The organism is Pseudomonas sp. J452, assembly GCF_024666525.1.
Lineage (GTDB): Bacteria > Pseudomonadota > Gammaproteobacteria > Pseudomonadales > Pseudomonadaceae > Aquipseudomonas.
In genome coordinates this window covers 3930792-3955671 of record NZ_CP088294.1, presented here as the reverse complement: position 1 = coordinate 3955671, position 24880 = coordinate 3930792, and the positions used below count along the sequence as shown (strand labels likewise).

Below are 24880 nucleotides of genomic sequence, written 5' to 3'. Positions count from 1 at the left end.
TCGGCGAATGTCGTCTTCACGTTTGAGACAGTAACCAGATTGCTTGGGGTTATATGGTCAAGTGAAGAAGCGCATACGGTGGATGCCTTGGCAGTCAGAGGCGATGAAAGACGTGGTAGCCTGCGAAAAGCTTCGGGGAGGTGGCAAACAACCTTTGATCCGGAGATGTCTGAATGGGGGAACCCAGCCATCATAAGATGGTTATCTTGTACTGAATACATAGGTGCAAGAGGCGAACCAGGGGAACTGAAACATCTAAGTACCCTGAGGAAAAGAAATCAACCGAGATTCCCTTAGTAGTGGCGAGCGAACGGGGATTAGCCCTTAAGTGGCTTTGAGATTAGCGGAACGCTCTGGAAAGTGCGGCCATAGTGGGTGATAGCCCTGTACGCGAAAATCTCTTAGTCATGAAATCGAGTAGGACGGAGCACGAGAAACTTTGTCTGAATATGGGGGGACCATCCTCCAAGGCTAAATACTACTGACTGACCGATAGTGAACTAGTACCGTGAGGGAAAGGCGAAAAGAACCCCGGAGAGGGGAGTGAAATAGATCCTGAAACCGTATGCGTACAAGCAGTGGGAGCCCACTTTGTTGGGTGACTGCGTACCTTTTGTATAATGGGTCAGCGACTTATATTCAGTGGCAAGCTTAACCGAATAGGGGAGGCGTAGCGAAAGCGAGTCTTAATAGGGCGTTTAGTCGCTGGGTATAGACCCGAAACCGGGCGATCTATCCATGGGCAGGTTGAAGGTTGGGTAACACTAACTGGAGGACCGAACCGACTACCGTTGAAAAGTTAGCGGATGACCTGTGGATCGGAGTGAAAGGCTAATCAAGCTCGGAGATAGCTGGTTCTCCTCGAAAGCTATTTAGGTAGCGCCTCATGTATCACTGTAGGGGGTAGAGCACTGTTTCGGCTAGGGGGGTCATCCCGACTTACCAAACCGATGCAAACTCCGAATACCTACAAGTGCCGAGCATGGGAGACACACGGCGGGTGCTAACGTCCGTCGTGAAAAGGGAAACAACCCAGACCGTCAGCTAAGGTCCCAAAGTTATGGTTAAGTGGGAAACGATGTGGGAAGGCTTAGACAGCTAGGAGGTTGGCTTAGAAGCAGCCACCCTTTAAAGAAAGCGTAATAGCTCACTAGTCGAGTCGGCCTGCGCGGAAGATGTAACGGGGCTCAAACCATACACCGAAGCTACGGGTATCACTTAGGTGATGCGGTAGAGGAGCGTTCTGTAAGCCTGTGAAGGTGAGTTGAGAAGCTTGCTGGAGGTATCAGAAGTGCGAATGCTGACATGAGTAACGACAATGCGAGTGAAAAACTCGCACGCCGAAAGACCAAGGTTTCCTGCGCAACGTTAATCGACGCAGGGTTAGTCGGTCCCTAAGGCGAGGCAGAAATGCGTAGTCGATGGGAAACAGGTTAATATTCCTGTACTTCTAGTTACTGCGATGGAGGGACGGAGAAGGCTAGGCCAGCTTGGCGTTGGTTGTCCAAGTTTAAGGTGGTAGGCAGAGTGCTTAGGTAAATCCGGGCGCTTAATGCTGAGAGCTGATGACGAGCGTTCTTTTAGAACGTGAAGTGGTTGATGCCATGCTTCCAGGAAAAGCTTCTAAGCTTCAGGTAACTAGGAACCGTACCCCAAACCGACACAGGTGGTTGGGTAGAGAATACCAAGGCGCTTGAGAGAACTCGGGTGAAGGAACTAGGCAAAATGGCACCGTAACTTCGGGAGAAGGTGCGCCGGTGAGGGTGAAGCATTTACTGCGTAAGCTCATGCCGGTCGAAGATACCAGGCCGCTGCGACTGTTTATTAAAAACACAGCACTCTGCAAACACGAAAGTGGACGTATAGGGTGTGACGCCTGCCCGGTGCCGGAAGGTTAATTGATGGGGTTAGCGCAAGCGAAGCTCTTGATCGAAGCCCCGGTAAACGGCGGCCGTAACTATAACGGTCCTAAGGTAGCGAAATTCCTTGTCGGGTAAGTTCCGACCTGCACGAATGGCGTAACGATGGCGGCGCTGTCTCCACCCGAGACTCAGTGAAATTGAAATCGCTGTGAAGATGCAGTGTATCCGCGGCTAGACGGAAAGACCCCGTGAACCTTTACTATAGCTTTGCACTGGACTTTGAATTTGCTTGTGTAGGATAGGTGGGAGGCTTTGAAGCGTGGACGCCAGTTCGCGTGGAGCCAATCTTGAAATACCACCCTGGCAACTTTGAGGTTCTAACTCTGGTCCGTTATCCGGATCGAGGACAGTGTATGGTGGGTAGTTTGACTGGGGCGGTCTCCTCCTAAAGAGTAACGGAGGAGTACGAAGGTGCGCTCAGACCGGTCGGAAATCGGTCGTAGAGTATAAAGGCAAAAGCGCGCTTGACTGCGAGACAGACACGTCGAGCAGGTACGAAAGTAGGTCTTAGTGATCCGGTGGTTCTGTATGGAAGGGCCATCGCTCAACGGATAAAAGGTACTCCGGGGATAACAGGCTGATACCGCCCAAGAGTTCATATCGACGGCGGTGTTTGGCACCTCGATGTCGGCTCATCACATCCTGGGGCTGAAGCCGGTCCCAAGGGTATGGCTGTTCGCCATTTAAAGTGGTACGCGAGCTGGGTTTAGAACGTCGTGAGACAGTTCGGTCCCTATCTGCCGTGGACGTTTGAGATTTGAGAGGGGCTGCTCCTAGTACGAGAGGACCGGAGTGGACGAACCTCTGGTGTTCCGGTTGTCACGCCAGTGGCATTGCCGGGTAGCTATGTTCGGAAAAGATAACCGCTGAAAGCATCTAAGCGGGAAACTTGCCTCAAGATGAGATCTCACTGGAGCCTTGAGCTCCCTAAAGGGCCGTCGAAGACTACGACGTTGATAGGTTGGGTGTGTAAGCGCTGTGAGGCGTTGAGCTAACCAATACTAATTGCCCGTGAGGCTTGACCATATAACACCCAAACAATTTGCTGTTTGTGTGTCTCGACAGAAGTCGACAAAGACCGAAAGTTTGCCTGAACACGCATTACCAACTGACATCACATACCCAATTAGCTGTAGCGACTAAACACCGATACAGCAAACGAATTGCTTGACGACCATAGAGCGTTGGAACCACCTGATCCCATCCCGAACTCAGTAGTGAAACGACGCATCGCCGATGGTAGTGTGGGGCTTCCCCATGTGAGAGTAGGTCATCGTCAAGCTCCTATCCCCAAACCCCCAATCCGTGTAAACGGGTTGGGGGTTTGGCTTTGCGCGCTAGAAAAGTTCGGGGCAAGAAGCGTGGCTTTTCTTGCGGGCGAGCAGGCGCCGGCTCTTGCCTCGTACCGTGATGGCGACACACGGTACACGCTCCTGTGAGCACGGAGCTGAAGACATAAAAAAGCCACCCGGAGGTGGCTTTTTTCGTTGCAGTGTCCCGGATCAGTCGCCGCGGTATTCGCAGCCGCTGGTACAGGTTTCCTTGATACAGACACGCGAGAGTTCTGGCAGAACTGGCTTGAGTTGTTGCCAGATCCACTTGGCGAGGTTCTCGCTGGTGGGGTTTTCCAGCCCTGGGATGTCGTTCAGGTAGTTGTGATCGAGCAGGTCGTAGATCGGCTTGAAGATCGCCTTGATCTCGGAGAAATCGCGAATCCAGCCGGTGTAAGGGTCTACTTCACCCTCGATGTAGATGGCCGCACGGAATGAATGGCCATGCAGGCGACCGCACTTATGGCCTTCTGGCACATGCGGAAGGCGGTGGGCGGATTCGAAAATGAATTCTTTGAACAGTTCCAATCTTTGATGCTCTATGACGGGGTGGCCGCGAGGAGCGGCCAAAACTGTTGGATAGTTTAACAGCTTACCCCGCAGAGTCGCTTCAGTGCTTGCTGCGCAAACGCTGTAGCTCACTGTTCAGCCAATCGGCCGAGGGCTGTTTCTTGCCCTGGCAATCGACTTGGTAGGCCGTGCCACTGAAGCTGCTTTCGGTTGCCGCGCGGGCAATGAAGTCTTCCGCGGAGTCCACCAGTCCTTTGTCATTCAGATAGTCGAGTTTCTTCTGCAGATGGGCACGAGCATCGGCGGGGGCGTGTGCGTCGCCGTTGCGAATGAAGGTGCAGCCACTGCTCTCGACAAAGCCAAGTAGCTCGACGACTTCCTGCTGACCCTGAGCGTTCAGGGCGGCTTCGGCATTACCAAGAGCAAGCAGGCAGCTGCCGACAAGTCCGAGACTTCTGAGATATTTCATGCGAGGCATTCCTTTGCGAAGCGCTGCTGCGCGTTAGAGCGGTTGTAGACGATCGGCGAGGCGACCGCTATCGGCCAGTTCGAGAAACTCGTCACCGAGGCGTTCGCTTTCGGCCATCGCCTGGCGCCAGTAGCGCTCGCGCCCGACGTCATTGCCCAGATAGCGTTTGAAGTCGCTACGATCCGGCAGCTTGCCGTGTGGCAGGCTGGCCAGGTACTCGTGGGAGGGGGAGAGCAACAACACATCCTGCAGGCGCTGCGTGTCACCGCGGCGCCAGGGCAGTCCCTTGTCGAACCAGCCTGGCACGACCTTGTCGGTGAAGTGCGGATAGAGCACAACGCCGTCGCTGGCATAGGGCAGGTCCAGGTGATAGTCGAGCAGGCCGCCGTCACGGTAGGCGCCCGGCTCCAGTCCTGGAATTTCGCGAATGGCTTCCATCACCATGGGAATTGAACCGGATGCCAGGAGTGCTTGGCGCAGGTTGCTGCTGTCGAGGGTGTGGAAGTGCGAGCGAAAGTCCTCAAGCTTGGCCAGCGGTGGTGCCTGACGGACATCGTGGAGAATGACCCGGTCGAAATGGCGGGCCAAACGCTGGCGGGCGAGCAGATTGTTGCCAATCACCGAGGACAATCCCAGGCTGAGCTTGCCCCTGTGGTCATGGCGCAGCAGGCCATGGCTCTTCACGACGACAATATTCAGGCGGTAGAGCGGGTTGTTCAAGACCGCAGCATCTTGCCCATCGAGCAGTTCATCGAGCAGTCTGACGCAACTGCGCGAGACCTCGGCCATGCTCACACCTTTGGCGAAGCGCTGGCTGGTGTACAGCTCGCCGAGGCGACGAATACCGGCACTGGCATCAGGCAGGCAGGCACTGGCGAAGCGCCAGGAACCAATCGAGGCGCCGATCAGCGTGCGCTCACGCGGAGCACGTGGCAGCCAATCGCCAAACAGGGCCAGATCGAGTCCCTGAATACCCAGGCCTTTCGGTCCGCCAGCGGCGCCAGGCAGAATGGCGACATCGGCGGGCAACAGGCCACGCTCACGGATACGCGCCAGGGCCCGCTTGCCGGCTCGCAAACTGAGGGCGGGTGACTTGATATGGATGGCGCTCATACGGGTCTCCAACGGACAGGCGAGCGATTATAGTGGCCTGGGTCGCAACGCCAAGCAGGTTCAGCGTATGAATGATGCAGTCATCTTCGGGCCAATTCAGTTTGAGTTAAGTCGCCTTGGGTATCTTGGCTCTCGTAGCAAGCACATACCGCTTACCGAGGAGAATCACCATGAAGACACTGACTGCCCTGTTTACCACCGTTGTTCTTGTCACCTCTGCTGGCCTGGCCCAGGCCCGTGATCTGGGACCGGATGAGGCGCTCAAACTACGTGATGCAGGTACCATTCAATCCTTCGAAAAGCTCAATGCGGCGGCCATCGCCAAGCATCCGGGCGCGACGGTGGAAGACACCGAGCTGGAGCATGAGCACGGTCGCTATATCTATCAGGTCGAGTTGCGTGATGCGCAGAACCAGCAGTGGGATCTGGAGCTGGACGCCACCACCGGCCAAGTCCTGCAAGATCATCGGGATGACTAATGAAGTTCGTGGCACGTTATAGCGGCATTGTCGTCATGGTTCTCGCGGTACTGGCCCTTGAGGTACAGGCCCGCGACCTGGGGCACGACGATGCGCTGCGCCTGCACCAGAAAGGCGTCATCCTTTCTCTTGAGCAACTGGTGCAAACGGCCCTGGATCGCTATCCGGGGTCACGTTTGCTGGAGGCCGAGCTGGAGGAGGAGGACGATGTGCTGGTTTATGAGGTCGAGTTGCTGAGCACTGACGGCACGGTGCGCGAGCTGGAACTGGATGCCCGTGATGGGCGCATTCTTAAGGACGAGGTGGAGGACTGATGCGCCTGCTGCTGGTTGAAGACCATGTGCCACTGGCCGATGAGCTGGTCGCCGGCCTGGGCCGCCAAGGTTATGCGGTGGACTGGCTGGCCGATGGCCGTGACGCCGTTTACCAGGGCGCCAGTGAACCTTATGACCTGATCATTCTGGATCTCGGGCTGCCGGGTAAACCCGGGCTTGAGGTGTTGCGCGAATGGCGCGCCGGTGGCCTGGCCACCCCGGTGCTGATTCTGACTGCGCGTGGCTCCTGGGCTGAACGCATCGACGGCCTCAAGGCCGGTGCCGATGACTACCTGACCAAGCCGTTTCATCCGGAAGAACTGGCTCTGCGTATCCAGGCGCTGCTGCGTCGGGCCCATGGCCTGGCCAACCAGCCGCAACTGGAGGCTGCTGGGCTGCAACTGGATGAGGGCCGCCAATGCGTAACGCGCAATGGCCAGGAGATCGAGCTGACGGCCGCCGAGTTCCGCCTGTTGCGCTATTTCATGCTGCATCCGGGACAGCTCCTGTCGAAAAGCCATCTGGCTGAACACCTCTACGATGGCGAGACCGAGCGCGACTCCAATGTTCTCGAAGTGCATGTCAACCGCCTGCGCGGCAAGCTCGGGCGTGAGGTGATCGAGACTCGCCGTGGCCAGGGTTACCGCTTCAGCGGAGTGAGCGGGTGAAGTCGATCCAGCGTCGTCTCAGCCTCGGCCTGGCCGGGGCGTTGCTGTTGGTGGGGCTGGCTCTGGCCCAGGCCAGCCTCTGGTTGTTCGATCACAGCTTGCGCAGCTATCTGGAGAGCGGCTTGCGCGATGAAGCCGAAGCCCTGCTGATTGCCATCGTGCGTGGCCCGCAGGGTGTGCAGCTGGATGAGCGGCGGCTGACCTCGGCCTATCAACGGCCTTTCTCCGGGTTGTACTTTCGCATCGACTTTGCCGAGCAGAGTTGGCGCTCGCGCTCCTTGTGGGATCGCCAGTTGCCCCAGGTGCCGAGCGCCGGTTTGCAGTCGGAGCTGGGCGATGGGCCACACGGTCAGCAACTGCTGGTCTGGCGCGGGGATTACCAGCGCTATGGCGAGCGCTTCACGATTGTCGTGGCCCAGGATTACACCCCGATTCTGCAGAGCTTTCGGCGTATCGAGTGGCTCGGCCTGGGCCTTGGTGGCGGCGCTCTGCTGCTGATCCTGCTGGCACAGCGTTACACCGTGCGCTCGGCGTTGCGCCCGTTGGAGCAGGTGCGTCAGCAGATCGTCCAGTTGCAGAATGGCCAGCGCAGCGAGCTGGATGCCAGCGTACCGGTCGAGCTTGCGCCCCTGGTCACCCAGGTCAACCGCCTGCTGACCCATACCGAAGACACCCTCAAGCGTTCGCGCAATGCCCTGGGCAACCTCGGCCATGCCTTGAAAACCCCATTGGCGGTGCTGGTCAGCCTGAGCAGTCGTGCAGAGCTGCAGGGGCAGCCGGAGCTGCAGAGTGGCTTGCGTGAACAGTTGACGCAGATCGAACAGCGCCTGGCGCGCGAGTTGGGGCGCGCTCGTCTGGCCGGCGACGTATTGCCTGGTGCACATTTCGATTGCACGCAGGAGTTGCCGGGATTGCTCAGCACGTTGCAGATGATTCACCCGCAGGGCCTGCAGCTGGATTGGCAGGCGCCGCCGGGGCTGCGCCTGCCCTGGGATCGGGAAGACATGCTCGAACTGCTTGGCAACCTGCTGGACAACGCCTGCAAGTGGGCGCAGACAAGGGTCGAGTTGCGCGTTGCCAGTGATGCCGGTGGTTATACGCTGGATATCGAGGACGATGGCCCTGGAATCGCCGAAGCGCTGCGCCGCGATGTGCTCGAACGAGGCGTGCGTCTCGACGAGCAGGTAAGTGGCCACGGCCTGGGGCTGGGCATAGTGCGCGATATCGTCGAGGTCTGGGGCGGCAGCATCGCCCTGCACGACAGCGCCCTGGGTGGCTTGCGCGTGGCAATTCATCTGCCCGCGCGCGGCTTGTCTAAGTCAGGCGGATAAACAAGCCCGGCATTTGCCGGGCTTTTTCATTATCGGGCTGGATCACATGCCGTTGGCGAATGCGGCAATGTTCAGATCGATCGATTCGCGCACCGGCTTCAGGGCCACGGCGTATTTGCTGAGGATATCCAGGGCGTAATCGATGCGCTTGCGGATGCGCAGATCATCTTCGTTGGCTGCCGGGCCAGCGTTCAGCACGGCTTCCACCTGACGCACGATCAGGTGCTCGGGCAGATAGCCCAGGCGGCAGTTCTTGTAGCCGGAAGCGCGCAGCTCGCTGATCGGGTAGGCACCACCGATACCCGAGGACACACCGACCAGCAGAGCCGGTTTGTGCGCCAGCTCGAACTTGCTGGCGTAGAGGAAGAAGTTCTTGATCGCCGGCGCCGCCATGCCGTTCCACTCCGGAGCGATCACCACCAGCGCGTCAGCCGCCAGCAGTTGCCGCTGATAAGCGTCCCAGGGGCCTTGATCATCACTCGGCCAGAGCGGCAGGGGCTGTTCGCCCAGGTCGATCACGCTGACGCTGGATGCGCTGGCCAGATCCAGGTCGATCAGGCGTTGCTGGAGAAAGCGGGCAACCTTGGCGGATTGACTGTCGCGACGGCTGGAGCCGGCGACCAGGACGATATTCAACATGCGCAACTCTCATCAGGGACAACTGGGCGCAGAGGCTAGCGAGCACTCTGGGACGGGGCAAGGGGGATGACGCCAGGCGCACCGACGGAATGCGTCAGCCTGGCACCTCGGCGGTGCCAGGCATGGCGCATTAGCAGGCCGTTGAAAACTACCTGCGTTGCCATCGCGGCGTTAAAAACAGGCTCAAAATGCTCATTTACAGATCGTAAACTGCGCTTTTTCGCCGTTTTGACCAGCCGGAGGCTGTTACTGGCGTAGCGCCTTGCGCTGGCTGCCTCGCCTACGTTTTCAACGACCTGCTAGACGCGGAACTGGTCCATCAGGCCCTGCTGGTGGTTGGCCAGTTTGTTCAGGGCCTGGCTGACCTGTGCCGATTCCTCGGCCTGGCCAGAGAGCGTTTCGGTGACATCACGGATGTTGGCCACGTTGCGATTGACCTCTTCGGCCACCGCGCTCTGTTCCTCGGCAGCACTGGCGATCTGCAGGTTCATGTCGTTGATCACGCTGACCGCCTCGCCGATGCTGCGCAGAGCAGTCACCGCCTGTTCGACCTGCTCGACGCTGCCCTGGGCCTGTTTGTGGCTGCTGTGCATGGTGCTGACCACTTCGCGGGTTCCACTCTGCAGCCCCTCGATGACCTGGCGGATTTCTTCTACCGAGTCCTGGGTGCGCTTGGCCAGGTTGCGTACTTCGTCGGCGACCACGGCGAAGCCGCGCCCGGCCTCACCGGCGCGGGCGGCTTCGATGGCGGCGTTGAGCGCCAGCAGGTTGGTTTGTTCGGCGATAGCGCGGATCACTTCCAGTACCGAGCCGATCTTCTCGCTGCTGCTGGCCAGGCCTTCGACCTCCTGCATGGCTGCATTCAGCTCGGCGGCCAGTTGTTCGATCGATAGCGTGGTGCGGTCGATCACCGCCAGGCCTTCGCGGGTTGCCGCATCGGCGCCGCGTGCCGCATCGGCGGCCTGGGCGGCGTTGTTGGCCATGTCATGGGCGGTGGCGCTCATTTCCTGGGAAGCGGTGGCCACCTGATCGACTTCACGGAACTGCTGTTGCATGCCGGCGCTGGTCTGGCTGGCGATGGCGGCGGACTGGTCGGCCGTGCTGCGGGCATCCTGCACACTGCGTTTGACGTCGGCGATCACCGGTTGCAGCTTGTCGAGGAAGCGGTTGAACCAGCCGGCCAGGGTGCCCAACTCGTCGGCCTTGGCGTATTCCAGACGACGGGTCAGGTCGCCTTCGCCACTGGCAATGTTCTGCAGCATGGCGGCCACGTCGAGAATCGGCCGGGTCACGCCACGAGCCGTCAGCCACATCAGCAGCACGCCGAGGAGGATGGCAATCAAGGCCAGAGCCAGGGCCACTGCGGTATCACGGGTGCGTTGTTGGTCGAGCTGGTCTTCCAGTTGCTGGGCTGGACCGAGCAGGGTGGTCAGCGGTACTTCGAGCAGCACGGCCCAGGGTTTTGCTTCCGGAATCGGCAGCAGCGGCTCCAGTACGCGCAGCATGCTTTCATGCTCGATGAACTGCGCTTGGCCGCTACCCACCAAGGCGGTCAGCGAGCCCCCTTCGCCCGGGTAGGCTGTTTCTGCAGGCTTGCCGAGGATGCCCGCATTAGGGCTATGCCCGGCCAGCAGGCCGGCCGGACTGAGGATGCTGACTTCGCCCTGACCGTCGTACAACTCCTGGCTGGCTTTACTGCTGAGCTCTTGCAGGCTTGCCAGGCTGATGTCGACGCCCAGCACGCCGATGACCTTGTCATTCTGGATCAGGGGAAAGGCGATGCTGGTCATCAACACCTGTTTGCCATTGATGTCGTCGTAATAGGGGTCAAGCACACAGGCCTTGCGGGTGTCGCGCGGGCAGGTGTACCAGGCGTTGTAGGCCGTACCGCTGGCACCGGCAGTGGTGTCGTTGAGCTGCGCCTCGTCCATTGCCTCGGACTCCAGCTGGCCTGGTGTGCTCTGCGACCAGTACAGGGAGAAGCGTCCGCTGTCGTTGCTGCCCAGTTCGGCCTGACCGGTAAACAGTTCGTCCTTGCCATCCAGGCCGTTGGTTTCGAAGACCACGTAGAGGCCGAGCAGATCGGGGTTGGCATCCAGCGCGGTGCGCACCTGGCGGGTCAGGTCTTCGCGCAGGTCGAAGGCATCGAGAAAGCGCTTTTCCGCCTGATCCTTGAGGAACAGCACCTGGCGCGAGAAACCCTTGCCGTACTGGTAGGCATCCATGAAGTAGCGCTGGATGCGGATGCCCTGCAGCTCGCCGCGAGCAGCCATGCGCAGGCGGGCAGACTCTTCGAGCATGCTGGAGCTGGACGTCTTGACCAGTTCGGCGCTTTGCCGGGATTGATACAGCGAGGCGCCGACCAGCAGCGTGACGATGGCCAGCAGACAGAGCCCGGCGAGGAGGGTGATTTTCCACTGGATGGACAGACTACGGGACTGCATCGGCAGGGTCCTTATCAGTTCAGACTACAAGCCCTATATCGGTGCGCGCAGAGCAGACTTGATGCTTGCCATGGCGAAATAGAGAGCTACATGAGCATTTAGGTGGAGCTGCTGAAATCCAAGGCAAGAATTATGCACAGTTTGCTCAGTATCCTGCACGACTTTGCTTTTGACAGAAGCTGACCCATCGGGCAGAGTGCTGCGCATTTTTCTCGGGCTTTCGGGCTCGATCTTTCTTGTCCTGATGGGAGTGAGTCATGAACGCAGTTGTTGCCGCAGTCGGCATCATGCTGATCCTCAGCCTGTGCCGGGTGCACGTGGTGGTGGCCCTGATCGTCGGCGCCCTGGCCGGTGGCCTGTTTGGTGGGCTGGGCGTGGAGGGTTCGCTGGCGGCCTTCAACAAGGGCCTGGGGGCGGGCGCTACAGTGGCGCTGTCCTATGCGCTGCTCGGGGCTTTCGCCGTGGCCATCGCCAAGTCGGGCCTGGCCCATGCCCTGGCCGACAAGGCTTTGGCCCTGGTCGGGCGCAATCAGGCGAAGGGCTCCAGCGAGGTCAAGTGGCTGCTGATCGGCCTGCTGCTGGCGGTCTCGGTGTCGTCGCAGAATATCCTGCCGATCCACATCGCCTTTATCCCGCTGCTGGTGCCGCCACTGTTATATGTGCTGACCAAGTTGCAGATCGACCGCCGACTGATCGCCTGCGTGATCACCTTCGGCCTAATCACCCCCTACATGTTCCTGCCGGTGGGTTTTGGCAGCATCTTCCTCAATGACATCCTGCTGGCCAACGTGGTCAAGGGTGGCGTGGATGTCGCCGGCGTCAACGTCACCGAGGCCATGCTGATTCCGGCCATCGGCATGCTGGTCGGGCTGTTTATTGCGGTGTTCTTCAGCTACCGCAAGAAGCGCGTCTACGACCTGGCGAAGATCGAACAGGCCGAGCAGGTCAGCGTCACCTATAACCCGCTGAGCCTGCTGGTAGCCGCAGTAGCGGTGGCGGCGGCCTTTTTCGTGCAGCTGTGGCTGGACTCGATGATTGTCGGGGCGCTGGTCGGTTTCGTGATTTTCTCGGTGTCCGGCGTGGTGCGCTGGAAGGAAGCGGACGACCTGTTCACCGAAGGCATGAAGATGATGGCCATGATCGGCTTCATCATGATCGCTGCCCAGGGCTTTGCCGAGGTGATGAACGCCACCGGCGATGTGAAGACCCTGGTCGATGCCTCCACTGCCTGGATCGGCAACAGCAAAGCCATCGGCGCACTGCTGATGTTGCTGGTTGGCCTGCTGGTGACCATGGGCATCGGCTCGTCCTTCTCCACCGTGCCGATCATCGCCGCGATTTTCGTGCCGCTGGGTGTGCAGCTGGGCTTCAGCCCGCTGGCCATCGTCAGCATCATCGGCACCGCCGGTGCGCTGGGTGATGCCGGCTCGCCGGCTTCCGACTCGACCCTGGGGCCAACCTCCGGCCTGAATGTCGACGGCCAGCACAACCATATCTGGGACAGCGTGGTGCCGACCTTCCTGCACTACAACCTGCCACTGCTGGTCTTTGGCTGGGTTGCGGCGATGGTCCTGTAAGGGAAGAAAAGCCATTGCCGGCTAGACTGTGCTGACCGACTGGTCGCACAAGTTATCGACGGGGTTGCCGATAAGTCGGCAACCCCGTTTTGCATTCGGACGGTTCAAATAAGAGGAATGGATGATGCGCCTGACCCTGAAAAGCAAAGTTCTGCTGTTGGCCTTGCTGCCAGTCATTCTGTTCGCCGTGGTACTCAGCGGTGCGGCGGCCAAGATCCTGCTGGGTCTGGCCGAGGATGAAGTCAGGGAGACGCGTGAGCGTCTGATGCTGGAGAGCCGCCAGGAACTGCAGCACTACATGCAGATTGCCCTGGGTTCGGTGCAGAGCCTGTATGACGCGGCCAGCCAGGGCGATATGGCCAGCCGCGAGCAGGCTATCGCCATTCTGGCGCAGATCAAGTACGGCAAGGATGGCTACTTCTTCGGCCACGACTCGCAGGTCGTGCGCTTGTTCCGCGGCGCCAGCCCGGTGGATGTCGGCAAGAACCTGTCTGACCGCAAGGACCCCAACGGCGTTTACGTCAACCGCGAGCTGGTGCGCGTGGCCAAGGATGGCTCCAACTACGTCGAGTACAGCTCGCCGTTGCCGACCGACGACAGCGTGCTGGTACCCAAGCTGGCCTACAGCTATTACCTGCCCAAGTGGGATCTGGCTCTGGGCACGGCGGTCAACCTGGATGGCGTCGAGGCGCAGGTGGCGGAGGTGGAGGCGGCTATCGACGAGCGTGTCGGCACCATCCTTACCAGCATCCTGGTGATTGCCCTGATCATGCTGGCGTTGTTCGGCGTTATCGGTCTGGCATTGAGCAATGCGTTCCTGCGTCCGCTGCAATTGATCAAAGCCAACCTCGATGATATTGCCGCAGGCGAGGGCGACCTGACTCGTCGTCTGCCGGTTACCAGTCAGGATGAGCTGGGTGAACTGGCGGGTTCGTTCAACCGCTTTGTCGAGAAGATCCACGGCCTGGTGCGGCAGATCGCCGAGATGACCGGCCAACTGACCGTGCTGGTCGGCGAGGTCGCCACTCAGGCGCAGCGTTCGGAGCAGGCCATGGAGCGTCAGCGCCATGAAACCGACCAGGTGGCGACGGCGATCAACGAAATGTCTGCCGCGGCCCATGAGGTTGCCCGCAGTGCCCAGGGCGCGGCCGAGGCGGCGCAGCAGACCGATGGTGAAGGTCAGGCGGCCAAGCGCGTGGTGGATGGCAGCATCCAGCGTATCCATGCCCTGGTGGACGACATCCGCAGCAGCGGCCTGTCCCTCGACACCCTGCAGCAGGATGTGCAGTCGATTGTCAGCGTGCTCGATGTGATCCGCTCCATCGCCGAGCAGACTAACCTGCTGGCGCTCAACGCGGCCATCGAAGCGGCCCGTGCCGGTGAGGCCGGGCGTGGTTTCGCCGTGGTTGCCGATGAGGTTCGCGCCCTGGCCAGCCGGACTCAGCAGAGCACCCAGGAAATCCAGGGCATGATCGATCGTCTGCAGGGCGGCACTCGCGATGCGGTCACGGCCATGCGCCGTTCCAGCGATGCCGGTGACGCTACCAGCGAGCAGGCCAACCAGGCCGGTGCCTCGCTGGACGCGATTGCCCAGTTGATCGGCACCATCAATGCGATGAACGCGCAGATCGCCAGTGCCGCCGAAGAGCAGACGGCGGTGGCCGAGGAGATCAACCGCAGCGTGCACCAGATCGCCGTGGCGGTGGACAGCGTGGCCGAGGAAACCCGCCATGGCGCCGCGACCTCGCGCAGCCTGGCTGGCCTGGGTGAGCGCCTGGGCGTGCTGGTGCGGCAGTTCCGTATCTGAGTAGTCGATGTTAGTAAAAGGGCGCCGCAGGGCGCCCTTTTTCATTCTCGCGAATCTTTGTAGCCCGGATGAAATCCGGGGATGAGAGCTCCCGGATTTCATCCGGGCTACGGGAGCATTGCCTAGGGGCTGTGTTAGCCGGCCGGGCATCCCTTTCGGCAGAGACAAAAAACCCGGCCTTGGCCGGGTTCTTCGTTGCGACTAACGCCTCACTGGGCGATGGCCACCAGGCCTGCCTGCTGCACCAGCTCCAGCAGCGGCTGCGGGTAGACGCCGAGGAAGAAGGCCAGCAGGGCAACGAACAGCAGCATCATGCCGCCGGCGCGTTGCGCCCAGTGCAGCTCCGCATCGTGGCGACGCAGGTTGGGCTCGACCATGAACAGGGTAACCATGACGCGCAGGTAGTAGAACACGCCAATCGCGCTACCCAGTACCAGGGCGCCGAGCAGCCACCATTGCTGCGATTGCACGCCGGCGGCGACCACGTAGAACTTGCCGATGAAACCGGCGGTCAGCGGGATGCCGGCCAGCGACAGCATCATCACGGTCAGCACGGCAGTCAGGTACGGGCGGCGCCAGAACAGGCCACGGTACTCGTACAGGGCGTCGGCATCGCGGCCGCTATAGGGCGTCGACATCAGGGTGATCACGCCGAAGGCACCGAGACTGGTCAGCACGTAGGTGGCCAGGTACACGCCGACCGCTTCCACGGCCAGGCCCTTGCTGGCGATCAGCGCCACCAGCAGGTAGCCGAAGTGGGCGATGGAGGAATAACCGAGCAGGCGCTTGAGGTTGTTCTGCAGCAGAGCCAGCAGGTTACCGAACAGGATCGAAGCGATGGCGATGATCGTCAGCAGCTCGCTCAGCCAGCCGCCAGCGGTCACCGGCGAGATCTGATACAGACGCAGCAGCACGGCGAACACCGCAACCTTGCTGGCTGTGGCCAGGAAGGCGGCCACCGGAGCCGGTGCGCCTTCGTAGACGTCAGGGGTCCACAGGTGGAAGGGTACCAGCGACAGCTTGAAGGCCAGGCCGATCAGCATCATGCCGAGGCCGATCTGCGCCAGCATGCTCGGCAGGCCATCAGCAGCCAGCTTGGCGCCGATGCCGGCGAAGCTCAGGCTGCCGGACTCGGCGTAGAGCAGGGCCATGCCGAACAGTAGGAAAGCCGAACCTGCGGCCGACAGCACCATGTACTTGATGCCGGCTTCCAGCGAGCGCTTGTTGAAGAAGGCGTAGGCGATCATACCGTAGGTCGGCACCGACAGCAGTTCCAGGCCGATGAACAGGCCAGCCAGGTGCTGCGCGCTGACCAGTACCAGGCCGCCAGCGGCGGACAACAGCATCAGCAGATACAGCTCTTCGCGGTTGCCCGGATAGCCCTTGCCCGATTCGCCACCCAGGTAGGCGTGGATCAGCGTCACGCAGGCCAAAGTCGAAGCCAGCACCAGGGCCATGTAGTAGCAGGCGAACTTGTCCACCAGCAGCAGTGGGGTGACCTCGATGGGCGTCACGCCCAGGGCCGGGATCAGCGACAGCAAGGCCAGGTTGAGGCCCAGTACCGAGAGGCCGAAGGTCATCGCATGGTTGCGTTTCCAGGCGATTGCCAGCATCACCAGCACCGCAGTGGCACTGGTGATCAGCAGCGGCAGCAGCGCGATGAAATGTTGAGTCGTCAGTTGCATAGCATGACTTTCCATTGAGCAGCTTACCGGGCCAAAACAGGTTGAATGAGAGCGCTACCCAGCCACTGCTGCACGCCTTGCATACTGGCGGCCGAGGTGTCGAGCACCGGTTGCGGGTAGACGCCCAGCAGGATCAGCAGTATGGCCAGGCCCAGCACCATGCTCAGTTCGCGCGGTTTCAGGCCAGGTAGGGCGGTGTCCGCCTTGGCCGGGCCGAAGTAGGCGCGATGAATCATGATCAGCGAGTAGACCGAACCGAACACCAAGCCGGTGGCGGCCAACACGGTGACCCACGGCGCGCTCTGGAAGCTGCCGACCAGGATCAGGAACTCGCCGACGAAGTTGCCGGTGCCCGGCAGACCCAGTGCGGCGGCGGCAAAGAACAGGCTCACCGCTGGCAACCAGGGCATACGCGCCCAGATCCCGCCCATTTCGCGCATGTCACGGGTGTGCACACGCTCGTAGAGCTGGCCGCAGAGGATGAACAGTGCCGCAGCGGACAGGCCGTGGGCCATCATTTGCACCACCGCGCCCTGCAGGGCAATTTCACTGGCGGAGTAGATGGCGATCAGCACAAAACCCATGTGCGATACGCTGGAAAAGGCCACCAGGCGCTTGATATCGGTCTGTGCGAACGACAGCAGGGCGCCATAGATGATGGCGAACACGCCGAGCCACTGGGCGATCGGCGCGAACTCGGCCGAGGCATTGGGGAACAGCGGCAGGGCGAAGCGCATCAAGCCGTAGGCAGCGGTTTTCAGCAGGATGCCGGCCAGATCCACGGAACCGGCAGTCGGCGCCTGGGCGTGGGCATCCGGCAGCCAGGAGTGGAGCGGTACCACCGGGAACTTCACCGCGAAGGCGATGAAGAAGCCGAGCATCAGGATGTACTCGGTGCCGGCGGCCATCTTGGTCTTCAGCAGATCGGCGTAGTTGAAGGTCAGTACGCCGGTCTGGTCGAAGTGCACGAATACCAGGCCGAGGATCGCCACCAGCATCACCAGGCCGCTGGCCTGGGTGAAGATGAAGAACTTGGTGGCGGCGTAGATGCGCGTCTTGCCGTCGCTGCCGCTGTGACCCCAGAGCGCGATGAGGAAGAACATCGGCACCAGCATCATTTCCCAGAAGAAGAAGAACAGGAACAGGTCGACGGCGAGGAACACGCCGACCACGCCACCGAGAATCCACATCAGGTTGAGGTGGAAGAAGCCGACGCGGTTCTGGATCTCGTTCCACGAGCAGAGTACGGACAGTACGCCGAGCAGGCCGGTGAGGCTGATCATCAGCACCGACAGACCGTCCAGCGCCAGGTGCACGCTGATGCCGAGTCGTTCGATCCACTGCAGCTGGAATTCGGCAGCCCAGACTGGGTCGGCGCCCGGTGCGGGAGCCAGGCTGAAGTCGCCGGTGGCCCACAGCCACAGGCCCAGGCCGAACAGCAGGCCCATGGTCAGCAGGGCGATCCAGCGCGGCAGGGTGTTGCCGAAACGCTCGAGCTGCCAGCACAGCAGGCCGCCGATAAAGGGGATCAGGATTAGCCAGGGCAGAATCATGACGGTTGGATTTCCTTAATTCAGAATCAGCAGCAGGCCGAGCACCAGAACGGCGCCCCCGGCGATAGACGTGGCGTACCAGCGCACCTGGCCGGTCTCGCTGCGAGCCAGCAGGGCGTTGCCGCCCCGGGCCAGACGCGGGATCAGGCTGATGCTGCGATCGATCGGGTCACGCCCGAGCAGCCGGCAGAACAGCAGGTAGGGGCGCACGAACAGCTTGTCGTAGAGCCAGTCGAAGCCCCAGGCAGCGAACCACCAGGCCGACAGGAAACGGCCCGGGCCGCTCTGTGCCACGGCCGTGGCGAAGCTGCGCTTGCCGAGGAACAGCAGGGCAGCCAGGACGATACCGGCCAGGGCGATAGCGCCGGAAGCGATCTCCAGGCTGTGCTTGGCCTCGCCACCGGCATGGCCGAGGCTCTGCGGCAGAACACCGGCCAGCGGCGGGCTGATCAGCGCGCCGATAAAGGTCGACAGCACGATCAGTACACCCAGCGGCAGCCAGTGGGCCACGCCATGACCGGCATGGGCCTCGGTCTGCTGCTCGCCGTGGAAGGCGATGAAGATCAGGCGGAAGGTGTAGATCGAGGTCAGGAAGGCACCAACCAGACCGGCATAGAGCAGCTCGCTGTGACCACTGGCGAAGGCCTCCCAGAGGATCTCGTCCTTCGAGTAGAAACCGGCGGTGATCAGCGGCAGGGCGGCCAGCGCGGCGCCACCGACGATGAAGCTGGTGTAGGCCAGCGGCAGTTTCTTCCACAGACCGCCCATCTTGAAGATGTTCTGCTCATGGTGGCAGGCGTTGATCACCGCACCCGAAGCGAGGAACAGCAGGGCCTTGAAGAAGGCGTGGGTCATCAGGTGGAAGATCGCCGCGTCCCAGGCCTGCACGCCGAGGGCGAGGAACATGTAGCCGATCTGGCTCATGGTCGAGTAGGCGAGGATGCGCTTGATGTCGGTCTGCACCAGGGCGGCGAAGCCCGCCAGCACCAGGGTCACGCCACCAACGATACCGACCAGCTCGAGGATGTCCGGAGTCAGCAGGAACAGGCCGTGGGTCCGCGCGATCAGGTAGACGCCGGCGGTGACCATGGTCGCCGCGTGGATCAGTGCCGAGACCGGGGTCGGGCCGGCCATGGCGTCGGCCAGCCAGGTCTGCAGCGGCAGCTGGGCAGACTTGCCGACCGCGCCGCCGAGCAGCATCAGGGTGGCAATCCACAGCCAGCTGTCACCGGCCACGTACTTCTGCGGCGCCAGCACCATCAGCTCCTGGATATTCAGGGTGCCGAGATGCAGGAACAGAATGAACAGGCCGATGGCCATGAACACGTCGCCGACGCGGGTGACGATAAAGGCCTTCAGCGCCGCGTTGCCATTCGGCGTGTGCTTGAAGTAGAAGCCGATCAGCAGGTAGGAACACAGGCCCACGCCTTCCCAGCCGAAGTACAGCACCAGCAGGTTATCGCCGAGCACCAGCAGCAGCATGCTGAAGATGAACAGATTGGTGTAGGCGAAGAAGCGCGAATAGCCCTCTTCACCGCGCATGTACCAGCTGGCGAACAGGTGGATGAGGAAGCCCACGCCGGTGACCACGCCGAGCATGGTCAGCGACAGACCGTCCAGATACAGGGTGAAGCTCGGCGCGAAGCCGGCGACGTTCATCCACTGCCAGAGCACCTGGGTGAATACGCCACCCTCAGGCGGGTTGAGGTTGAACTGCAGGATCACCCAGCCGGCGGTGAGCGCCGACAGGCCGACCGAGCCGACGCCGATCAGGGCGGAGAGGTTCTCGGAGAAGCGGCCACGGGAGAAGGCCAGCAAGAACCAGCCGAGCAGGGGGAACAGGCAAGTCAGGAATAGAAGATTCATCCGCGCATCTCGCTGGCAGCGTCGATATCGAGGGTGTTGAAGCGGCGATACAGCTGCAGCAGGATCGCCAGGCCGATACTGGCCTCGGCAGCAGCCAGGGTGATCACCAGAATGAACATGATCTGCCCGTCAGCCTGTACCCAGCGGCTGCCGGCGACCACAAAGGCCAGGGCGGTGGCGTTCATCATCACTTCCAGGCTCATCAGCACGAACAGGATGTTACGCCGTACCATCAGGCCGATCAGGCCCAGGCTGAACAGCACGCCGGCCAGGGCCAGGCCGTGCTCCATGGGAATTGCATTCATGGCGTTGCATCCTTAGCTTCGTGGCGACCCAGGTGGTAGGCGGCGACCAGGGCGGCGAGCAGCAGCATCGAGGCCAGCTCGACGGCCAGCAGGTAGGGGCCGTACAGGGCAATGCCGACGGCCTTGGCATCCACGGTCACCAGACCGATGGCCGCGCCGCTCGGAGCCTGGAACAGCACATAGAGCAGCTGGCCGAGGAGAATCGCGGAGAGAATCGCCGGCCCGGTCCAGATGCCGGGCGTCAGCCATTTCTTCTCCTGCTCGGCAGCAGCCGGGCCGAGGTTGAGCATCATCACCACGAAGACGAACAGCACCATGATCGCGCCGGCGTAGACGATGATCTCCAGGGCGCCGGCGAACGGCGCGCCGAGGGCGAAGAAGGTCATGGCCACAGCCAGCAACGAGAGGATCAGATAGAGCAGGGCGTGTACCGGATTGCTCGCGGTGATGACCCTGACGGTGGACGCCACGGCAACACCCGCGGCGAGGTAGAAAGCGAATTCCATGTCCTCTCCTTAGGGCAGCAGGCTTTTGACGTTGATCGGTTCGGCTTCATTCTGCGCGGCGCCTTTCGGCTTGCCGGCGATGGCCATACCGGCAACGCGGTAGAAGTTGTAGTCCGGGTTCTTGCCCGGGCCGCTGATCAGCAGATCTTCCTTCTCGTACACCAGGTCCTGGCGCTTGAACTCGCCCATTTCGAAATCCGGGGTGAGCTGGATCGCGGTGGTCGGGCAGGCCTCTTCGCACAGGCCGCAGAAGATGCAGCGCGAGAAGTTGATGCGGAAGAAATCTGGGTACCAGCGGCCGTCCGGGGTCTCGGCCTTCTGCAGCGAGATGCAACCGACCGGGCAGGCCACGGCGCACAGGTTGCAGGCTACGCAGCGTTCTTCGCCGTCGGGGTCGCGGGTCAGCACGATGCGGCCACGGTAGCGCGGCGGCAGGTACACGGCTTCTTCCGGGTACTGCAGGGTGTCGCGTTTGCGGAAGCCGTGACTGAACACCATCACCAGGCTGCGCAGTTGGGTCCAGGTGCCATGCACCACATCCCAGATGTATTTGATCATCGCGTATTACTCCTTACTGGGCCGTAGCCAGCACAACTGCGCCGGTCACCAGCAGGTTGATCAGGGTCAGCGGCAGACAGAACTTCCAGCTGAAGGCCATGACCTGGTCATACCGTGGGCGCGGAATCGAGGCGCGCAGCAGGATGAAGATCATGATGAAGAAGCAGGTTTTCAGGGCGAACCAGATGAACGGAATCTGCGGCAGGATGCCGAACGGACCGTGCCAGCCGCCGAAGAACAGGGTCACCAGCAGCGCCGAAATGGTCACGATGCCGATGTATTCACCGACGAAGAACATGCCCCATTTCATCCCGGCATATTCGATGTGATAACCGTCGGCCAGTTCCTGCTCCGCTTCCGGCTGGTCGAACGGGTGACGGTGAGTCACGGCGACGCCAGCGATAAAGAAGGTACAGAAACCGAAGAACTGCGGAATGATGAACCACAGGTTCTCGGCCTGGTAATCGACGATGTCGCGCATGTTGAACGAGCCAACCTGGGCGACGATACCCATCAGCGCCAGGGCCAGGAACACCTCGTAGGACACGGTCTGGGCCGAGGCGCGCAGGGCACCGAGCAGGGCGAACTTGTTGTTGCTCGACCAGCCGGCGAACAGCACGGCGTACACCGACAGACCGGCCATGGCGAAGAAGAACAGGATGCCGATGTTCAGGTCCGCCACACCCCAGGTCGGGGTGACCGGGATGATCGCGAAGGCCATCAGCATGGCGGCGAAGGCGATCATCGGCGCCAGGATGAAGATCGCCTTGTCGGCGAACGGTGGCGTCCAGTCTTCCTTGAAGAACATCTTCAGCATGTCGGCGACGATCTGGAACATGCCGAACGGGCCGACGCGGTTCGGACCGTAGCGGTCCTGCCACCAGCCGAGCAGACGGCGTTCGACGAAGCTCAGCAGCGCGCCACTGATCACCACCACCAGCAGGATGACGATGGCCTTGAGTACGGCGATCAGTACATCAATCACCTCAGGAGTGAACCAGCTCATTGCGCGGCCTCCTGAACGCCAGTCACCACGGCGCCGGCGATAGCTGCCGGAATGCCCGGCAAGCCGACCGGCAGGCCGACCAGGCCGATGGCCATGTCTTCGTTTATCTGCAGCGGCAGGCGCAGGGCCTGGCCGTTAACGCTCAGGCTGAGCCAGGCACCTTGGTTGACACCGAGGCGGTCGGCTTCGGCCTTGGCCAGCGCCACATAAGGCTGCGGGATGCGCTCCTGGATCGGCGCGGCGCGCGACGAGGTTTCCTCGCTACCGAACAGGTGATGCAGCGGTACGGCCTGCAGGGTGCCCTGGGCCGGGTTGAAGGCGGCAGTCACGGCAAACCACGGCAGGCTGGCGCCCTTGGCTTCGATCAGGCGTACGCCCGGATCACCGGCACGCAGATGACCGCCGACTTCGTCCTGGAACTTGTTCCAGGCCTGCGGCGAGTTCCAGCCTGGCGACCAGGCAAACGGAATCTGCTGACGGTCTTCCTTGCTGCCCGAGTAGCCTTCCATGGAGAAGGCGAAGGCCGAGTCCTGGTCCTGCGGCTGACGTGGTTCGTGCACGCTGATATTGGCGCGCATGGCGGTACGACCGCTGTAGCGCAGCGGCTCGCGCGCCAGCTTCATGCCCTTGATGCGGAACGAGGCGCTCGGCGCGGCAGCAGTGATGCCGGCCAGCACATTGCTGCTGGCGGCAACGGCGGCCGTCACTTGATCAAGCTGGCTCCAGTCCACGGCTTTGCCCTGCATTGTGCTGTGCAGCGCATGCAGCCAGCGCCAGCCTTCACGGACCAGAATGTTGCTGTCGTAGTAACTCGGCTCGAACACCTGGAAGAAGCGCTGGGCGCGGCCTTCCAGGCTGACCAGGGTGCCGTCGCCTTCGGCGAAGCTGGCAGCCGGCAGCACCAGGTGGGCCTTGGCACTGGTCGCGGTCTGCTGGTGGTCGGCAACGATCACCACCTTGGCAGCGGCCAGGGCGGCGTCGACCTTGGCAGCATCGGCGCGGTGGTACAGGTCGTTTTCCAGCACGATCAGCGCGTCGGCCTGGCCGGCGGTCAGGGCCTCCAGTGCGGCATCCACGGATTTCCCACCGATCTCTTCACCCAGGAACAGGGCCAGGCCCATGCTGTTGGCTTCCGGCACCACCAGGCTGATCGAGCCGTTCTTCTCGCGATTCTTCAGCGCGCTGGCGATGTTGGCCGCGGCCTCAATCAGTTCCTTGCTGCCCAGCGAGGCGCCGGAGACGATCAGCGGGCGCTTGGCATTCAGCAGGGCGTCGGCGATCAGTTGCACCAGCTCGGCGGCGTCGGCATCCAGGCCGGTCACGGCCGGGGCGCTCGGGTCGATGGCGTGGGCCACGGCGAAGCCGATACGGGCCAGGTCGGCCGGGGCAGCGTGCACGCAGGCTTCGGCGATGTCGTCGAGGCGAGTTGGGGTGACGCTAGCGATGAACAGCGGGTGCAGCGCGTCCTGGGCGACGTTCTGCACGGCCGCCATGTGCCAATCCTGGATCTTCATCGAGGCGGCGATTTCGGTGGCCTTGCCCTTGACCGTCTGACGCAGGGCCAGGGCCAGGCGCGCGGCGGTCTGGGTCAGGTCTTCGCCGAGGACGAACACCGCGTCGTGCAGTTCCACCTCGCGCAGGGTCGGCACCGGCAGCGGGCCGTTCTGCAGGGTGTCGCGGATCAGGCGCAGGTTGTCCAGTTCGGCAGCGGCGATGCCGCTGTAGTAGTTGGCCTCGCCGACCAGTTCGCGCAGGGCGAAGTTGCCTTCCAGGCTGGCGCGCGGCGAACCAATGCCGATCACGCGTTTGCCCTTGAGCAGCTCGGCGGCTTTGTCCAATGCGGCGTCGATGCCCAGTTTGGCTTCGCCGAAGAGCGGCTGACGCGGACGGTCTTCACGGTTGACGTAGCCATAGCCGAAGCGGCCGCGGTCACACAGGAAGTACTGGTTCACGTCACCGTTGAAGCGGTTCTCGATGCGGCGGATCTCGCCGTAACGCTCGCCCGGGCTGGTGTTGCAGCCGCTGGCGCAGCCGTGGCAGATGCTCGGGGCGAACTGCATGTCCCACTTGCGGTTGTAGCGCTCGGAGTGAGTCTTGTCGGTAAATACGCCGGTCGGGCAGACCTCGACCAGGTTGCCGGAGAACTCGCTTTCCAGCACGCCGTCTTCGACACGGCCGAAGTACACGTTGTCATGCGCGCCATAGACGCCCAGGTCGGTGCCGCCGGCATAGTCCTTGTAGTAGCGCACGCAGCGGTAGCAGGCGATGCAGCGGTTCATCTCGTGGGAAATGAACGGGCCGAGCTGCTGGTTCTGGTGGGTGCGCTTGGTGAAGCGATAGCGGCGCTCGTTGTGGCCGGTCATCACCGTCATGTCTTGCAGGTGGCAGTGACCGCCTTCCTCGCACACCGGGCAGTCGTGCGGGTGGTTGGTCATCAGCCATTCGACGACGCTGGCGCGGAACGCCTTGGATTCCTCATCGTCGATACTGATCCAGGTGTTGTCGGTGGCAGGCGTCATGCACGACATGACGATGCGGCCGCGCTTGTCGTTCTCGTCGCTGTACTGCTTTACCGCGCACTGGCGGCAGGCCCCGACGCTACCGAGCGCCGGGTGCCAGCAGAAGTAGGGGATGTCGAGACCGAGGGACAGACAGGCCTGCAGCAGGTTGTCCGCACCGTCGACTTCGAAATCTTTGCCGTCTACGTGGATAGTGGCCATGGTTCAGGTTTCTTCTTTACCCACCGAAGCGGGCTTGGCTAATGGAATCACGGTGTGTCACGGGGCCGGGTGAGTGG

General features: G+C 61.7%; 18 protein-coding genes, 2 rRNA genes and 3 pseudogenes. 9 read left to right on the top strand and 14 right to left on the bottom strand.

Features of this window, described 5'->3' with window-relative positions; translation table 11 throughout:
* Window positions 1-55: 55 nt before the first annotated feature.
* A 23S ribosomal RNA gene (locus tag LRS11_RS17915) occupies window positions 56-2948 on the top strand.
* A 140-nt stretch (window positions 2949-3088) separates the two neighbouring features.
* Window positions 3089-3204 (top strand): 5S ribosomal RNA (rrf, locus tag LRS11_RS17910).
* A 220-nt stretch (window positions 3205-3424) separates the two neighbouring features.
* Here the strand turns inward: rrf and queD are convergent.
* The 3 genes from queD to LRS11_RS17895 form a co-directional block, all read right to left on the bottom strand.
* Window positions 3425-3781, bottom strand: a complete 357-nt coding sequence (gene queD, locus LRS11_RS17905) for a 6-carboxytetrahydropterin synthase QueD (protein WP_260494226.1) — start codon at window positions 3779-3781, stop codon at window positions 3425-3427.
* Between the two features lie 82 nt (window positions 3782-3863).
* Window positions 3864-4232, bottom strand: coding sequence for a DUF5329 domain-containing protein (locus tag LRS11_RS17900; RefSeq protein ID WP_260494225.1), 369 nt, complete (start codon window positions 4230-4232; stop codon window positions 3864-3866).
* 33 nt (window positions 4233-4265) lie between these two features.
* On the bottom strand, window positions 4266-5345 hold the full coding sequence (locus tag LRS11_RS17895; RefSeq protein WP_260494224.1) for a patatin-like phospholipase family protein: 1080 nt from the start codon (window positions 5343-5345) through the stop codon (window positions 4266-4268).
* Window positions 5346-5515: 170 nt separating this feature from the next.
* Here LRS11_RS17895 and LRS11_RS17890 point away from each other — a divergent pair, with 170 nt between their 5' ends.
* From LRS11_RS17890 to LRS11_RS17875, 4 genes are read left to right on the top strand one after another with little or no spacing between them, the layout of a single operon-like run.
* On the top strand, window positions 5516-5824 hold the full coding sequence (locus LRS11_RS17890) for a PepSY domain-containing protein (protein WP_260494223.1): 309 nt from the start codon (window positions 5516-5518) through the stop codon (window positions 5822-5824).
* Complete coding sequence (locus tag LRS11_RS17885) at window positions 5824-6138, top strand: PepSY domain-containing protein (RefSeq protein WP_260494222.1); 315 nt, start codon at window positions 5824-5826, stop codon at window positions 6136-6138. Before LRS11_RS17890 ends, LRS11_RS17885 begins: the two co-directional genes overlap by 1 nt.
* Window positions 6138-6806 carry a response regulator transcription factor gene (locus LRS11_RS17880; RefSeq protein ID WP_260494221.1) on the top strand — a complete coding sequence of 223 codons (669 nt, stop codon included), beginning with the start codon at window positions 6138-6140 and terminating at the stop codon, window positions 6804-6806. The genes LRS11_RS17885 and LRS11_RS17880 overlap by 1 nt, the downstream gene beginning before the upstream one ends.
* Window positions 6803-8137: a sensor histidine kinase gene (locus tag LRS11_RS17875; RefSeq protein ID WP_260494220.1), complete on the top strand. Its 1335-nt coding sequence runs from the start codon at window positions 6803-6805 to the stop codon at window positions 8135-8137. Before LRS11_RS17880 ends, LRS11_RS17875 begins: the two co-directional genes overlap by 4 nt.
* 42 nt (window positions 8138-8179) lie before the next feature.
* On the opposite strand, the gene LRS11_RS17870 is transcribed toward LRS11_RS17875, so the two are convergent.
* The 3 genes and pseudogenes from LRS11_RS17870 to LRS11_RS22570 form a co-directional block, all read right to left on the bottom strand.
* The gene (locus LRS11_RS17870; protein WP_260494219.1) at window positions 8180-8776 is read right to left on the bottom strand and encodes an NADPH-dependent FMN reductase; all 597 of its coding nucleotides are present in this window, start codon (window positions 8774-8776) and stop codon (window positions 8180-8182) included.
* A 299-nt stretch (window positions 8777-9075) separates the two neighbouring features.
* A pseudogene (locus tag LRS11_RS22575) lies at window positions 9076-9588 on the bottom strand (methyl-accepting chemotaxis protein); the annotation flags it as partial.
* A gap of 345 nt (window positions 9589-9933) precedes the next feature.
* Window positions 9934-11001, bottom strand: a pseudogene (locus tag LRS11_RS22570) (HAMP domain-containing protein); the annotation flags it as partial.
* Window positions 11002-11477: 476 nt separating this feature from the next.
* On the opposite strand from LRS11_RS22570, the gene LRS11_RS17860 reads away from it, so the two are divergent.
* The 3 genes and pseudogenes from LRS11_RS17860 to LRS11_RS22560 all read left to right on the top strand — a co-directional run bounded on the left by LRS11_RS17860 (window position 11478) and on the right by LRS11_RS22560 (window position 14604).
* Window positions 11478-12797 carry a Na+/H+ antiporter family protein gene (locus LRS11_RS17860; protein ID WP_260494217.1) on the top strand — a complete coding sequence of 440 codons (1320 nt, stop codon included), beginning with the start codon at window positions 11478-11480 and terminating at the stop codon, window positions 12795-12797.
* 121 nt (window positions 12798-12918) lie between these two features.
* Window positions 12919-13746 (top strand): annotated as a pseudogene (locus LRS11_RS22565) (cache domain-containing protein); the annotation flags it as partial.
* A 36-nt stretch (window positions 13747-13782) separates the two neighbouring features.
* Window positions 13783-14604, top strand: a complete 822-nt coding sequence (locus LRS11_RS22560; protein WP_409519822.1) for a methyl-accepting chemotaxis protein — start codon at window positions 13783-13785, stop codon at window positions 14602-14604.
* Window positions 14605-14813: 209 nt separating this feature from the next.
* Here LRS11_RS22560 and nuoN read toward each other — a convergent pair whose 3' ends face one another.
* The 8 genes from nuoN to nuoG are packed head-to-tail and all read right to left on the bottom strand — an operon-like array spanning window position 14814 to window position 24803.
* The gene (nuoN, locus tag LRS11_RS17850; protein WP_260494215.1) at window positions 14814-16289 is read right to left on the bottom strand and encodes an NADH-quinone oxidoreductase subunit NuoN; all 1476 of its coding nucleotides are present in this window, start codon (window positions 16287-16289) and stop codon (window positions 14814-14816) included.
* 23 nt (window positions 16290-16312) lie between these two features.
* Entirely contained in the window at window positions 16313-17842 is a 1530-nt protein-coding gene (gene nuoM / locus LRS11_RS17845; protein WP_260494214.1) for an NADH-quinone oxidoreductase subunit M, read from the bottom strand.
* 15 nt (window positions 17843-17857) lie between these two features.
* Entirely contained in the window at window positions 17858-19708 is a 1851-nt protein-coding gene (gene nuoL, locus LRS11_RS17840) for an NADH-quinone oxidoreductase subunit L (RefSeq protein ID WP_260494213.1), read from the bottom strand.
* Window positions 19705-20013, bottom strand: a complete 309-nt coding sequence (gene nuoK, locus LRS11_RS17835; protein ID WP_260494212.1) for an NADH-quinone oxidoreductase subunit NuoK — start codon at window positions 20011-20013, stop codon at window positions 19705-19707. The genes nuoL and nuoK overlap by 4 nt, the downstream gene beginning before the upstream one ends.
* Window positions 20010-20519 (bottom strand): NADH-quinone oxidoreductase subunit J, encoded by a 510-nt coding sequence (gene nuoJ / locus LRS11_RS17830; RefSeq protein WP_260494211.1) that lies wholly within the window; start codon window positions 20517-20519, stop codon window positions 20010-20012. The genes nuoK and nuoJ overlap by 4 nt, the downstream gene beginning before the upstream one ends.
* 9 nt (window positions 20520-20528) lie before the next feature.
* Window positions 20529-21077 carry an NADH-quinone oxidoreductase subunit NuoI gene (gene nuoI / locus LRS11_RS17825; RefSeq protein WP_260494210.1) on the bottom strand — a complete coding sequence of 183 codons (549 nt, stop codon included), beginning with the start codon at window positions 21075-21077 and terminating at the stop codon, window positions 20529-20531.
* Between the two features lie 13 nt (window positions 21078-21090).
* Complete coding sequence (gene nuoH / locus LRS11_RS17820; RefSeq protein ID WP_173207050.1) at window positions 21091-22083, bottom strand: NADH-quinone oxidoreductase subunit NuoH; 993 nt, start codon at window positions 22081-22083, stop codon at window positions 21091-21093.
* The gene (gene nuoG, locus LRS11_RS17815; RefSeq protein WP_260494209.1) at window positions 22080-24803 is read right to left on the bottom strand and encodes an NADH-quinone oxidoreductase subunit NuoG; all 2724 of its coding nucleotides are present in this window, start codon (window positions 24801-24803) and stop codon (window positions 22080-22082) included. Before nuoG ends, nuoH begins: the two co-directional genes overlap by 4 nt.
* Window positions 24804-24880 lie beyond the last annotated feature (77 nt).